Raw genomic sequence first — 13,879 nt, forward strand, 5'->3', positions numbered from 1 at the left:
CGCGGAGTTTCCAGTGTTCTGCCTGTGCAGCGCTGCACAGAGCCTGTTTGCAACCAGCGTTCAGTGTGCGTCCTGTGCACCCTCGGCCAACACATAGCGCGCATCGCAATAGCCGCATTCAATCCAGCCCGTATCGTGCGGAATGGTCAGCCAGACGCGCGGATGGCCCAATGCGCCCTCACCGCCATCGCAGGCAATGTGGCGGCTGCTGACGATCTTCGTCTCGGGTGCGTCATGGTTGGGCAGGGTGGCATGGGCAGTCGTCATGCGGGCGGTTCCTTGTATCGGCGGGCCTTACGGCCTATGCGTGTCGTCCAGACAATACCCCATTGCCCGGCAGGAGCAAGATGACCGAACACGCGATCGAAATTGAAAACCTGCGCAAGACCTATGCGGGCAACATGCGCACCGGGCCCAAAGAGGCGCTCAAGGGCATCAACCTGTCCATTCCACAAGGCTCGGTGTTCGGCCTGCTGGGGCCGAATGGCGCGGGCAAATCGACGCTGATCAACATCATGGCCGGTTTGGTGATCAAGACCGAAGGGCGCGTGCGCATCTGGGGTTTTGATCAGGACCAGAACCCCCGCCAGTCGCGCGCCGCCATCGGCGTCATGCCACAAGAGCTGAACATCGACCCCTATTTCACCCCACGAGAGGCCATCGAGGTGCAAGGCGGCCTTTATGGCGTGCCCAAATCCGAGCGCCGCACCGATGAGATCCTGGAGCTGATCGGCCTGACCGACAAGGCCAATGCCTATGCCCGCACCCTCTCGGGCGGTATGCGGCGGCGGCTGTTGCTGGGCAAGGCGCTGGTGCATGGCCCGCAAATCCTGGTGCTCGATGAGCCGACCGCGGGCGTCGATATCCACCTGCGGCAGATGCTGTGGGACAATGTGCGCATGTTGAACCAGCAGGGTATGACGATCATCCTCACCACGCATTACCTCGAGGAAGCGCAGGAGATGTGCGACGAGATCGCCATCATCGACAACGGCCAGATGATCATCCGCGATTCCACCGCCGCGATCGTCGCGCGCGTCGATGCGAAAACCCTGCTGGTGCGCCCGGCCTCGCCGGTGGCCGCGCTGACCCTGCCGCAGGGCGTCACGCGCGACGACCGCGCCGATGGCTGGCTGGCGCTGACCTATCCGCGCAGCCGGGTGCAGGCCGGGCAGATCCTCGCCGCACTCAGCGCCGCCGGGGTCGAAGTGCTCGACCTGACCACCTCGGAACCCGACCTCGAGGATGCGTTCCTGGCTCTTACTCACCCCTAGCTGGCGCGGGGCCGCATCGCCCCCGCCAGACCGATGATCGCCGCCGCCAGCACCGCCAGCACGCCAAAGCCGGTGCCCAGACTGGTGACCTGCGCCACCGCGCCGATCATCACCGGACCCAGCAGCATCCCGCCGTAACCCAGCGTCGCCACCCCGGCAATCGCCCGGCCCGGCGAGACACCCGGTTCATTGGCCGCGCGCGAAATTGCCAGCGGGATCATCACCGCATAGCCGACGCCCAGCAACGCAAAGCCGATCATCCCGGCCACCACGGATGCGCCAATCAGCGCCACCAACACCCCCAGCGCCGCGCAGGCCCCGCCCAGCCGCGCGGTTGTCACCGGGCCGAGCGCCTCGATCACCCGGTAGCCCAACAGCCGCGCCACCACCATCGCCGCACTGTAAACGCCGTAACCCAAGGCCGCCGTCGCCTCGGATGCGCCGCTCACCAGGGTCAGGAACAGCGCCCCCCAATCGGCCATCGCCCCCTCGCCCACCGACGAGCAGAACGCCACCAACCCCACCGGCACCAACGGCCGCGGCGGCAGGGCAAACCCCACCTTGCTCGGGCTTGTGACGGATTGCCACGGCACCTGCGCCAACCACAGCGTCACAGCCGCACTCACCCCCGCGCCAAGGGCGAAATGCATCAGCGGCGACAGCCCACCCGCCACCGCCAGCCAGCCCGAACTCGCGCCCAGTCCCGCGCCCAGACTCCACATCGCGTGGAATGACGCCATGATCGGCCGCTTGGCGTGGCGCTCCACCTCGGCGGCCCAGGTGTTCATCGTCACATCCATCGCCCCGTGACAGGCGCCAAAGGCGGTCAGCGCCACCGCCAACAGCCAGACATTCGGTGCCAGTGCGATCATCGGCAAAACCAGGGCATACACCACCCCGACAGCGCGTGAGGCCTTGGCCCCGCCGATCCGGTCGCTCAGCCACCCCGCCAGCGGAAACGACACGATCGCCCCCCCCCGCCAGACACAGCAACAACTGCCCCAAGACTGCATGTTCCAGCGTGAATCGTTCAACAAACGCCGGAATGCGCGAGGCCCAAAGCCCGAACAAACCGCCATTCAGAATGAACATTGCCGAGACGGCCAGTCGGGGGCTGCGCATGAACTCTCTATTCCTCAACGGGCCTTCGCCCTTTTTGCCCCCTCATCTTGCCCAAAATACTCTGGGGGTGAGGCCCGCAGGGCCGAGGGGGCAACGCCCCCTTTACCCCAAGTCTGCCGACGGGATCACGGGGAAAAATATGCCCCCCGACCAGAGCCCGAACCACGACGTGCCCTCCTGCGGATAATGCACGCCCAGATCCACCAGCCGGTAAAAACTCTTGCGATCAATCAGCGCCTCCAAACCGGCGCGGATCATCACATAGGGCGAGGGCTCGCCGGTGTCCGCATCCCGCACCACCCGGATCGGATGCTCGGGCCCGGCCACGGCGACATCCCCGACATTGGTCTCGAAGGTCAGATCCTGCGCCTCGCCCGCGCCGCTGGCGGTGAAATCCACTGCCACAAACGGCGCATCCTCGACCACGATACCGACCTTTTCGACCGGCGTGACCAGAAAATATTTCCCGTCCTCCAGCTTCAGGATCGTCGAGAACAGCCGCACCAGCGGCGCACGGCCAATCGGCGTGCCCAGATAAAACCACGTCCCGTCGCGGGCGATGCGAATATCCAGATCGCCACAGAACGGCGGATTCCACAGGTGGATCGGCGGCAATCCGCCCTTTTTCGCCGCTTTTGCCGCCGAAGCGGCCAGGGAATCGGCGTTTGGCGGCGGGGTGGGGGTCACATTGTCTTGTGGGGCCATGGAAATACTCCAAACTGCTCTGGGCGAAGGGGTCCATGCTGACATATAACCGGGCCAGAGACAAAATCACGCCCATGCGCATCCACGACCGGAGAAACCGCCGATGACCGATCACCCGCAAAGCGAAACTCTGGTTCCCGCAATCGAGGCGCTTGGGGCGCGTCTGGCCGACGCCCGCGCCGCCATAGCGCCGCGCTTCATCGGTCAAGAGACGGTTGTGGACCTGTCGCTGATGGCGCTTTTGTCGGGCGGTCACGCGCTGCTGGTCGGCCTGCCGGGCTTGGGCAAGACCCGGCTGGTCGATACGCTGGCCACGGTCATGGGGCTTGCATCGAATCGCATCCAGTTCACGCCAGACCTGATGCCCGCCGATATTCTGGGCGCCGAGGTGCTGGAAACCGGGGCCGATGGTCGGCGTGAGTTCCGCTTCATCGAAGGCCCGGTGTTTTGCCAACTGCTGATGGCCGACGAGATCAACCGCGCCAGCCCGCGCACGCAATCGGCGCTGTTGCAGGCAATGCAGGAGCGCGAGGTCACCATCGCCGGGCAGCACCGCCCGCTGGGCACGCCGTTCCACGTTCTCGCCACGCAAAACCCCATCGAGCAAGAGGGCACCTATCCGCTGCCCGAGGCCCAGCTTGACCGCTTCCTCGTGCAGATCGACGTGCCCTATCCGGACCGCGACACCGAACGCGCGATCCTGCTGGCCACCACCGGGATGAAGGATGCCCAGGTGCAGCAGGTGTTCTCGGCCGCGGATCTGATCGCCGCGCAGGCGCTGATCCGCCGCATGCCGGTGGGCGACAGTGTGGTCGCAGCGATCCTCGATCTGGTGCGCGCCTGCCGCCCCGGTGCCGCCGATGCCGACCCGTCGCTGGGCGACAGCCTTGCCTGGGGGCCCGGCCCGCGCGCCGCGCAGGCGCTGATGCTGGCGGTGCGGGCGCGCGCCTTGCTGCAAGGGCGTCTGGCCCCTTCGACCGAGGATGTCGCAGCCTTGGCGCGGCCTGTGTTGATTCACCGCATGGCGCTGAGTTTCGCGGCGCGCGCGCGGGGCGAAAGCCTTGGCAGCGTCATTGACCGGATCACCGACCGCACGACCGGCGCCCTCGGGGCGGCCGCGTGACAGACACAGCCCCCGCCCTTCGCCACTCTGCCGAGGCGCTCTCGGGGGCCTTGCCGCCGCTGCTGGTGGCGGCGGAACATCTGGCGAATTCCGCGCTGCCCGGGGCGCATGGTCGGCGTCGGATCGGGCCGGGCGCGGAATTCTGGCAATTTCGCCCCTCGCATGCCTCGGATGCGGCAACCCGGATCGACTGGCGCAGATCCGCGCGCGGCGATGATCTGTTCGTGCGCGAAACCGAATGGCAAGCCGCCCGCGCGGTGACCCTCTGGGTCGATACCGGGGCGGCGATGGCGTTTTCGGGCGATCCCGCGCGCGAGACGAAATCCGCCCGCGCGCGGTTGCTGGCGCTGGCGCTGGGTCTTGTGCTGTTGCGTGGCGGCGAGCGTGTCGGGCTGGCCGAGGCCGATTTGCCCCCGCGTCTGGGCCGCGCGCAGGCCGAGTTGCTGACGATGGCGCTCGCCACCGAGGCCGCCACCACCACCGAGCACGGCGCGGTTGATCTGCACGCCGCCCCGACCGGCGGGCATGTGGTGCTGTTCTCGGATTTTCTGGGTGACCTGAGCGCGATCGAAACGGCGCTCGATCAGGCCGCAAATCGCGCGATGCGCGGCATTCTGGTGCAAATTCTCGACCCGGTCGAAGAGGACTTTCCCTTTGACGGGCGCACCCGGTTTGAAAGCATGTCCGGCCATCTGAGCTATGAAACCCTGCGCGCCAGCGACCTGCGCACCGACTACGCCGCCCGCCTTGCCGCGCGCAAGGATCATCTTGCCGGCCTCGCGCGGCAATCGGGCTGGCACGCGACGACGCTGCACACCGACCGTCCGGCCTCCGAGGGGCTGTTGTGGCTCTATCACGCGCTGGGCGAGGGGGGGCGCTGATGCTGTCACTTGGTGCTCTGGGCTTTACCGCGCCCGCGATCCTCTATGCGCTGATTGCGCTGCCGATCCTGTGGTGGCTGCTGCGCGCCGTGCCACCCGCGCCGGTGCGGCGGCGGTTTCCCGGCATCGCGCTGCTGTTGGGCCTGCGCGACAAGGACCCCGAAAGCCAGCGCACGCCCTGGTGGCTACTGGTACTGCGCATCGGCGCGCTGAGTGCGCTGATTGTCGCGCTGGCCGGGCCGGTGTTGAACCCGGTGCAAAGCCTGCCGGGGCAGGGGCCGATGCTGGTGGTGATGGATGGCTCCTGGGCCAGCGCCCGCGACTGGCCGCGCCGCCTGGACCGCGCGACCCGCGCGCTGGAGGCCGCGCAGCGCGCCGGGCGTCCGGCGGCGGTGATCACCCTGACCGACCCGCCGGTCGCCGAGATCGAATTTCGCACCGCCGATGAATGGCTGGAACGGTTGCCCGGCCTCGCCCCGCGCGCCTGGTCGCCCGAACCCGGCCTGCCCGACTGGGTGCAGGTCTTGCCCGACGGCGTTGAAACCCTGTGGGTTTCCGATGGCCTGGCCCGCGATGGCCGTGCCGCTCTGCTGGCCGCCCTCACCGCGCATGGCCCGGTGCAGGTGTTTCAGCCCGAAACCCCGGTTCTGGCCCTCGCCCCCGCCAGTTTCGACGGCAATACGGTCACCGTGACCGCACGGCGCAGCGCTGGCCCGGCGCAAGACCTGACCCTGCTGGCGATTGGCCGCGACCCGTTGGGCATAGAGCGTGACCTCGCCCGCACGCCGCTGACCTTCGCCGCCGGGGCGTTGCACGCCGAGGCCGCGCTGTCGCTGCCGCCCGAATTGCGCAACCGGGTGACGCGGTTCCAGATTCAGGGCGCGCGCGGTGCCGGGGCGGTCAGTTTGACCGATGACAGCCTGCAACGCCGCAAGGTTGGCCTGTTGACCGTGCGCGACAACACCGAGGCCTTGGCGCTGCTCTCGCCGCTGCATTACATCCGCGAGGCCTTGGCCCCCAGCGCCGATCTGGTGGAATCCGCCAGCCTCGATGACCTCTTGCTGTCCGGCCCCGATGTGATCGTGCTCGCCGATCAACCCGGCATGACCGAGGCCGAAACCGCCGCGCTGACCGACTGGCTGGAACGGGGCGGTTTGCTGCTGCGCTTTGCCGGGCCGCGCCTTGCCGGGGCGGCGCTGAATTCCGCCACCGGCAGCATCACGATCCCGGCTGACGACCCGCTGTTGCCGGTGCAATTGCGCGCCGGTGGCCGCACGGTGGGCGGCGCGATGAGCTGGGGCGACCCGCGCAGCCTGGCACCCTTCCCCGACACCTCGCCCTTTGTCGGCTTGCCCGTTCCGCAAGACGTCGGCATCCGCGCGCAGGTTCTGGCGCAGCCCGGCCCCGATCTGTCCAGCCGCACGATTGCCGCGCTGGCCGATGGTACGCCCCTTGTGACCCGTGCGGCGCGCGGTGCGGGGCAGGTGGTGCTGTTCCACGTTACCGCCAATGCCGAATGGTCGAACCTGCCGCTGTCGGGTCTGTTCGTGGCGATGCTGGACCGTCTGGCGATCTCGACGCGCGGCACCTTGCCCGAGGCGGACGAGTTGGCCGGCACCACCTGGCAGCCCGAGGATATCCTCGATGCCTTTGGCCAGTTGCGCCGCGCCGATGATCGCGCGTCCGTCACCGGTGAGGCTCTGGCCCCGGTCATCCGCGGCACCGCGCAACCCAGTGCCGACCTGCCGCCGGGGCTTTATGCGGGCGCCGAACTCAGGCTGGCGGTCAACGCGACCAGCGCGCAAACCCCGCTGACCCCGGCGCTCTGGCCCTTGGGAACCGCCGTGGAAACCGGGTTCGAGCAACCCGAACTGCCGCTGGCGGGCTATCTTCTGGCGCTGGCCGCCGCGCTGATGATGATCGACGCGCTGGCCACCCTGGCGTTGGGCGGGCGGCTGTTGCGCGCGGCTTTGCTGCTGCTGGTGTTGGGCGCGCAGACCCCCGCCGACGCGCAAACCCTCAACCCCCGCATTCTCGAGGCCACGGAATCGGTGGTTCTGGCCAATGTCGCCTCGGGCGATGCGCAGCTTGACGCGGTGGCTCTGGCCGGGCTTCGCGGCCTGTCGCGGGCGCTGTTTTCACGCTCGTCCGTCGAACCCGCCGCGCCGATGACCATCGACATCGAAACCGACGAACTGGCGGTTTACCCCTTCCTCTACTGGCCGATCACCGACACCAGCCCGATCCCCAGCCCCGAGGCCTACGCCCGCATCAACCGCTATTTGCGTTCGGGCGGGATGATCCTGTTCGACACCCGCGACGCCGAGGTTGCGCGCCTGACCGGCACCACAACACCCGCCGCGCGGCGTTTGCAGCGCATCGCCTCGGGCATGGATATTCCGCCCTTGGAACCCGTGCCGGTCGATCACGTCCTGACCCGCACCTTTTATCTGCTCAACGATTATCCCGGTCGCTATCAAGGCGGCACGCTGTGGGTCGAGGCCGCACCCGCGGATGCCCAACGCGCCGAGGGGATGCCGTTTCGCAACCTCAATGACGGGGTGACGCCGGTGGTGATCGGCTCGAATGATTGGGCCTCGGCCTGGGCGGTGGATGATGCCGGCATGCCCTTGCTGCCCGTCGGGCGCGGCACGACCGGCGAGCGCCAGCGCGAAATGGCGCTGCGGTTTGGCGTCAACCTGATCATGCATGTGCTGTCGGGCAACTATAAATCCGATCAGGTGCATGTGCCTGCATTGCTCGAAAGGCTGGGCCAATGATGGGCACGAGCGTGATCTTCGACCCGCTGCTGGCCTGGCCGGTTGTCGCCGCGCTGGCCGCGTTGGCGCTGGTCATCACGGCGCTGTCGCTGTGGCGGCGGCTGTCCGGCTGGGCGCTGCGGGGGCTGGGGCTGGGCGTGATCCTGGCCGCGCTGGCCAACCCGTCGCTGCAATCCGAGGATCGCGAAACCCTGCCCGATATCGTCCTTGTGCTGCGCGATGAAACCGGCTCGAACCGGCTGCGCGAGCGCACCGATCAAACCGAGGCCGCCGTTGCCCATCTGACCGCCGAACTCTTGCGCCTTGGCGTCGAAGAACGCGTGATCCCCGTGCGCGACGCCCCCGACAACGCCGGATCGCGCCTGAACGAGGCGCTGGAGGGCGCTCTCTCCGAGGTGCCGCGTGACCGGTTGGCGGGGGTGTTCGTGGTCTCGGATGGGCTGGCGCATGACCCGGTGACCGCCGACCTGCCCGCGCCCGCGCATCTGCTGCAAACCGGCGCGCCGGGTGATTGGGACCGCCGCCTGATCGTGCGCAACGCGCCCGCCTATGGCATTCTGGGCGAGACCATGCGGCTGGTGGTGCGCATCGAGGATGAGGGCGATGTGCCCGCCGCCCTGCGCGGCCGCTCGGTGCGCGTGGGCTTTGCCCTGAACGGCGAAGCGATGCAGCACGCGATGGCGCCGATCGGGCAGGATATGGGCCTCGATCTGACGCTCAATCACGGCGGCATGAATGTGCTGCATTTCGTGCTCGACCCGGCCGAGGGCGAGTTGACCGACCGCAACAACGAGGCGGTCGTGCAGATTCACGGCATCCGCGACCGACTGCGCGTGCTGCTGGTGTCCGGCGAGCCGCACACCGGCCAGCGCACCTGGCGCAACCTGTTGAAATCAGATCCCGCCGTGGACCTCGTGCATTTCACCATCCTGCGCCCACCGGATCGTCAGGATGGGGTGCCGGTGACGGAATTGTCGCTGATCGCCTTCCCCACGCGCGAGTTGTTCATCGAGAAAATCGACGAATTCGACCTGATCATCTTCGACCGCTACCGGCGGCGCGGCATCCTGCCGAATTCGTATTTCGAGAATATCCGAAGATACGTCACCGAAGGCGGCGCGCTGCTGGTCGTCGGCGGCCCGGAACTGGCCAGCGCCGAGAGCATTTATTATTCGCCGCTGGGTCAGATCATGCCCGCCGAACCCACCGCGCGGGTGTTCGAGCAACCTTTTGTGCCGCATCTCTCAGCGATTGGGGCGCGCCATCCGGTGACGGCGGGGCTTGATGCCGATTGGCCGACAACCGACAGCGGCTTGCCCGGTTGGGGGCGCTGGCTGCGGCAGGTGGAACTGACGCCCACCTCGGGCGAAGTCACCATGCTGGGCATTGGCGAGCGCCCGCTGCTGGTGCAGGACCGGGTCGGCGACGGGCGCATCGCGATGCTGGCCTCGGATCAGGCGTGGCTCTGGGATCGCGGCTTCGAGGGTGGCGGGCCGCAGGCCGAACTCTTGCGCCGTCTCGCGCATTGGATGATGGCCGAGCCCGATCTCGAAGAGGAAGCCCTGGTCGCCGAGGCGCAGGGTCTGACGATGCACATCACCCGCCGTTCGCTGCGCGACGGGCCGCACAGCGTCACCATCACCCGCCCCGATGATACGCAAACCACCGTGGACCTGACCGAGTCCGCGCCGGGCCGCTTCACCGCCGACTGGCAGGGCGCAGAGCCGGGGCTGTATCGTTTGCTCTCGGACGATCTTGATGCGGTCAGCGTGCTGGGTGCCGCCAATCCGCGCGAATACGAGCGTGTCGTGGCCGATGCCGCACCGCTGCAACCCTTGCTCGATGCCACGCGCGGCGGTGTTGCGGCGATTGCAAGCGGGTTGCCAGCCCTGCGCACGGTCAGCGCCGGGCGGCAGGCGTTCGGGCGCGGGTGGTTGGGCATCACCCCGCGCGGGGCCTATGTGACCACCGATGTGCGCCTGACGCCCTTCCTGCCCGCCTGGGCCTGGCTGCTGCTGGGCGGCGTCTTGTTCCTTGGCGCGTGGCTGCGCGAGGCGCGGCGCTAGGATGACACATTTGATCCCCACACCAATCGCAACAGCCCTCGCACGCCATCCAAGCCCCTTGCAGCCCCGATTCGCCGAGATCCGCGCGCTGATCTTCGAGGTCGCCGCGCAAACCGACGGCGTCGGGCCACTGACCGAGTGTCTGAAATGGGGCGAGCCCGCCTATCTCACCGACGCCAGCCGCAGCGGCAGCACCATTCGGCTGGGCGTCGTGAAATCAAGGCCCAACCGCTGCGCCGTGTTTTTCAACTGTCAAACCACCTTGATCGAGACATTTCGCACGCAGTTTGCCGAGGTGTTCGACTTTGACAAGAACCGCGCCTTGATCCTGCGCGACGGCGACCTGCCGCGCGCGGCGCTGGCGCTGTGTCTTCAGGCCGCGCTGACCTATCATCGCACCAAGGCGTCAGGCGCTGGGCGGCGGCGGGTCCAGCAGGATATTGCGTGAGGCCGAGGCAAATTCGCGCCACCAGATCATGTAGCTGACCACCGCAACCGCGCCGATCAAGGACCACGGACCGATCAGCCAGACCAGACTGGCCAGCGCGAAATAGGTCGATCTCAGGCCCCGGTTGAAATTGAACGCGGCGCGGATGTTGACCTCGGCGGCTTGTGTGGCGCGCGGCAGGCACAAAGGGTCCGCGGGGTCATTGGGCACCGCCGACATGATCACCGAGGCGTAACCGAACAGCCGATTCGACCACAGGAATTTCAGGAACGCATGAGTCAGGAACAACCCGGCCAGCATCAGCTTGATTTCGACGGCGCGCGGGTTGTGGCTGCCGAGCGTCAGGTCCTGGGCGACGCCGACCAGGCGCTCGGAATTGCCGATCAGCGCCAGCAACCCACCCAGCGCGATCATCGTGGCCGAGGCGAGAAAACTGGTGCTTTGCCGCAGGTTGCCGATGATCGTCGCGTCATAGATGCGCGGCGCGCGGGTGATGAACTGGCGCATCCACTCGCGGCGATAGGCGGCCATGAGCACGGTGACGGATTGGCTCGCGGCACGGTCGGATTCGATGCGGCGGCCCAAAAGCGCCCAACACGCCGCCAAAAGCACCAGCGCCAGAAAATCCCACGGGGAAAACAGACCCAAGATATCGTCGGCACGCATCGCACAACCCCACGCTGACGGCCGAACAGGGCCGATTCCTGCGGCCCTCATAGGGCATACCGGCGGCAGAGGCGAACAAACTGCGCAGCGTGCGGCATGAAAACTGGACAGAGAGTACAAATTGGTTATATTTTCTTACCAAAACCGGGAGGGTTCATCATGGAAATGCCAGTGCCCAAGGCCACTGTGTTGGCGCGCAAGGCGCGCATCGTCGCATTGCTGCGCGAGGTCTTGCCCGCCGACGCGGTGATCGACGATCCCATCGAGACCCGCGCCTATGAATGTGACGGCTTGACCGCCTATCGCTGTCCGCCTCTGGCCGCCGTGTTGCCCGCCACCACCGAACAGGTCGCTGCGGTGCTGAAGGTCTGCCATGCCGAGGGCGTGCCGGTGGTGCCGCGCGGTTCGGGGACGTCGCTCGCGGGCGGTGCGCTGCCGACCGCGGATAGCGTGATTCTGGGCGTGGCGCGGCTGCGCGCGGTGCTGGAAACCGACTATGACAACCGCTTTATCCGCGTGCAGACCGGGCGCACCAACCTCAGCGTGACGGGCGCTGTGGAAGCAGAAGGGTTCTTTTACGCGCCCGACCCGTCGAGCCAGCTGGCCTGCGCGATTGCCGGCAATATCGCCATGAACTCGGGCGGCGCGCATTGCCTGAAATATGGCGTCACCACCAACAACCTGCTGGGCGTGGTCATGGTGCTGATGGATGGCACCGTGGTGGACATCGGCGGCGCGCATCTGGATGCGGGCGGGCTGGACCTGCTGGGCGTGATCTGCGGCTCGGAGGGGCAGTTGGGCGTGGTCACCGAGGCGACCCTGCGCATCCTGCCCAAGCCCGAGGGTGCGCGGCCGGTGCTGATCGGGTTTGACAGCAACGAGGTGGCGGGCGCCTGCGTGTCGGACATCATCAAGGCGGGCGTCCTGCCGGTGGCGATCGAATTCATGGACCGCCCCTGCATCCGCGCCACAGAGGCCTTTGCCAAGGCGGGCTACCCCGATTGCGAGGCGCTGCTGATCGTCGAGGTCGAGGGCGCGGATGCGGAAATCGACGAACAACTGGCGCTGATCCGCGAGATCGCCCTGCGGCACAACCCGGTGGAATTCCGCGAAAGCCAATCCGCCGAGGAAAGCGCGAAAATCTGGCTGGGGCGCAAATCGGCCTTTGGCGCGATGGGGCAGATCAACGATTACATGTGTCTGGACGGCACGATCCCGGTGTCCTCGTTGCCTTTCGTGCTGCGCCGGATTGGCGAGATGTCCAAAGACTACGGGCTGGACGTGGCCAATGTGTTCCACGCCGGCGACGGCAACATGCACCCGCTGATCCTGTTCGACGCCAACAAGCCGGGCGATCTGGCGCTGTGCGAGGCGTTCGGCGCCGAGATCCTGAGGCTCTGCGTCGAGGTCGGCGGCTGCCTGACCGGCGAGCATGGCGTGGGCATCGAAAAGCGCGATCTGATGCATGTCCAATTCAACGGCGCCGATATGGACGCGCAGATGCGGGTCAAGGATGTGTTCGACCCGCGGTGGCTGCTGAACCCGGCCAAGGTGTTTCCGCTGGACGCCAGCGCCTCGCGGCGCGTGGCGTGAACGCGGGGGGCTGCTCGCCCCCCGCACCCCCTCGCCAAAGGGGCGCACGCGCCCCCTTGGAACCCCCGTGAGTATTTTCGGCAAGATGAAGCCCGAGAGGGTTGGAGGATTTGATGCGCCCGACGACGGAGACAGAACTGGCCGAGGCGGTGCGCGACGCCGCCGGGCCTTTGGTGGTGCGCGGTGGCGGCACGCGGGGCATCGGGCGACCGGTGGTTGGCGAGACGCTTTGTGTGGCGGGTCTGAGCGGGATCACCCTCTATGAGCCGGGGGCGTTGACGCTGGTGGCCGCCGCCGGAACGCCGGTGGCCGAGGTCGAGGCGGCGCTGGCGGCGCAGGGGCAGCGGTTGCCGTTCGAGCCGATGGATCATCGCGGATTGCTGGGCACGACGGGCGAGCCGACCCTGGGCGGGATGGTTGGGGCCAATGCCAGCGGGCCGCGTCGCGTGCAGGCCGGGGCGTGCCGCGACAGTCTGATCGGGGTCCGGTTTGTCGATGGCACCGGGGCGATCGTGAAAAACGGCGGCCGCGTGATGAAGAATGTCACCGGCTATGATCTGGTCAAGCTGATGGCCGGGTCCTGGGGCACGCTGGGGGTTCTGAGCGAGGTGGCGTTCAAGGTGCTGCCCGCGCCGGAGGATGCCGCGACCCTGATGCTGGAGGGGCTGGACCCTGCGCGGGCGGTGGCGGCGATGGCGGCGGCGCTGGGCTCGCCCTTTGACGTGACCGGCGCGGCGCGGCTGCCCGATGGGCGCACGGCGCTGCGGCTTGAGGGGTTCGCGGCCTCGGTGGCCTATCGCGCAGGTGAATTGGCCGCGCATCTGGCCCGGTTTGGTGCGGTTACGCGCTTGGACAGGGGGGAAACCGCGGCGTTCTGGCGTGACGTGCGCGATGGTGCGGTGTTTCAGGGGGATGACGGCGATCTCTGGCGGCTGAGTGTCAAACCCTCGGATGCGCCGGGGTTGGTCGCCGTGGCGGGGGCCGAGGCGCTGATGGATTGGGGCGGTGGTCTGGTCTGGCTGCGCACCGCGCCCGGCACCGATTTGCGCGCCGCGCTGGGCGATTTCAAAGGCCACGCCACGTTGATCCGTGCCAGCCTCGAGACCCGGGCGCGCCTCGCCCCGTTTCACCCGGAACCCGCGCCGGTTCTGGCGCTGACCCGCGGTTTGCGCGCGCGGTTCGACCCGCGCGGCCTTCTGAACCCCGGGTTGATGGAGTAAG

The 13,879-nt window shown here is 67.7% G+C and carries 12 protein-coding genes; 8 read left to right on the plus strand and 4 right to left on the minus strand.

The window, feature by feature from the left end:
- Window positions 1–60: 60 nt before the first annotated feature.
- Window positions 61–267: a zinc-finger domain-containing protein gene (locus VDQ28_RS09625; RefSeq protein ID WP_323035735.1), complete on the minus strand. Its 207-nt coding sequence runs from the start codon at window positions 265–267 to the stop codon at window positions 61–63.
- An 80-nt stretch (window positions 268–347) separates the two neighbouring features.
- Here VDQ28_RS09625 and VDQ28_RS09630 point away from each other — a divergent pair, with 80 nt between their 5' ends.
- Window positions 348–1,274, plus strand: coding sequence for an ABC transporter ATP-binding protein (locus VDQ28_RS09630; RefSeq protein ID WP_323035736.1), 927 nt, complete (start codon window positions 348–350; stop codon window positions 1,272–1,274).
- Here the strand turns inward: VDQ28_RS09630 and VDQ28_RS09635 are convergent.
- On the minus strand, window positions 1,271–2,239 hold the full coding sequence (locus tag VDQ28_RS09635) for an MFS transporter (protein ID WP_323035737.1): 969 nt from the start codon (window positions 2,237–2,239) through the stop codon (window positions 1,271–1,273). The two genes, VDQ28_RS09630 and VDQ28_RS09635, sit on opposite strands and share 4 nt — an antisense overlap.
- A gap of 259 nt (window positions 2,240–2,498) precedes the next feature.
- Entirely contained in the window at window positions 2,499–3,101 is a 603-nt protein-coding gene (locus VDQ28_RS09640; protein WP_323035738.1) for a DUF1285 domain-containing protein, read from the minus strand.
- 103 nt (window positions 3,102–3,204) lie between these two features.
- On the opposite strand from VDQ28_RS09640, the gene VDQ28_RS09645 reads away from it, so the two are divergent.
- From VDQ28_RS09645 to VDQ28_RS09665, 5 genes are read left to right on the plus strand one after another with little or no spacing between them, the layout of a single operon-like run.
- Window positions 3,205–4,224: a MoxR family ATPase gene (locus tag VDQ28_RS09645; protein ID WP_323035739.1), complete on the plus strand. Its 1,020-nt coding sequence runs from the start codon at window positions 3,205–3,207 to the stop codon at window positions 4,222–4,224.
- Window positions 4,221–5,105 (plus strand): DUF58 domain-containing protein, encoded by an 885-nt coding sequence (locus tag VDQ28_RS09650; protein WP_323035740.1) that lies wholly within the window; start codon window positions 4,221–4,223, stop codon window positions 5,103–5,105. Before VDQ28_RS09645 ends, VDQ28_RS09650 begins: the two co-directional genes overlap by 4 nt.
- Window positions 5,105–7,885 (plus strand): DUF4159 domain-containing protein, encoded by a 2,781-nt coding sequence (locus VDQ28_RS09655; RefSeq protein ID WP_323035741.1) that lies wholly within the window; start codon window positions 5,105–5,107, stop codon window positions 7,883–7,885. Before VDQ28_RS09650 ends, VDQ28_RS09655 begins: the two co-directional genes overlap by 1 nt.
- Window positions 7,885–9,951, plus strand: coding sequence for a hypothetical protein (locus VDQ28_RS09660; protein WP_323038100.1), 2,067 nt, complete (start codon window positions 7,885–7,887; stop codon window positions 9,949–9,951). The genes VDQ28_RS09655 and VDQ28_RS09660 overlap by 1 nt, the downstream gene beginning before the upstream one ends.
- A 10-nt stretch (window positions 9,952–9,961) precedes the next feature.
- Window positions 9,962–10,399, plus strand: coding sequence for a DUF1801 domain-containing protein (locus VDQ28_RS09665; protein ID WP_323035742.1), 438 nt, complete (start codon window positions 9,962–9,964; stop codon window positions 10,397–10,399).
- Here the strand turns inward: VDQ28_RS09665 and VDQ28_RS09670 are convergent.
- Window positions 10,358–11,065 (minus strand): DUF599 domain-containing protein, encoded by a 708-nt coding sequence (locus tag VDQ28_RS09670; protein WP_323035743.1) that lies wholly within the window; start codon window positions 11,063–11,065, stop codon window positions 10,358–10,360. The two genes, VDQ28_RS09665 and VDQ28_RS09670, sit on opposite strands and share 42 nt — an antisense overlap.
- Before the next feature lie 159 nt (window positions 11,066–11,224).
- Between VDQ28_RS09670 and VDQ28_RS09675 the strand changes: the two genes are divergently transcribed.
- The gene (locus VDQ28_RS09675; protein WP_323035744.1) at window positions 11,225–12,658 is read left to right on the plus strand and encodes an FAD-linked oxidase C-terminal domain-containing protein; all 1,434 of its coding nucleotides are present in this window, start codon (window positions 11,225–11,227) and stop codon (window positions 12,656–12,658) included.
- Between the two features lie 113 nt (window positions 12,659–12,771).
- A complete protein-coding gene (locus VDQ28_RS09680; protein ID WP_323035745.1) occupies window positions 12,772–13,878 on the plus strand; it encodes an FAD-binding protein in 1,107 nt (368 codons plus the stop codon).
- The last annotated feature ends 1 nt before the right edge of the window (window position 13,879 follow it).

The sequence above is a fragment of the Pararhodobacter sp. genome, from assembly GCF_034676545.1.
Lineage (GTDB): Bacteria > Pseudomonadota > Alphaproteobacteria > Rhodobacterales > Rhodobacteraceae > Pararhodobacter.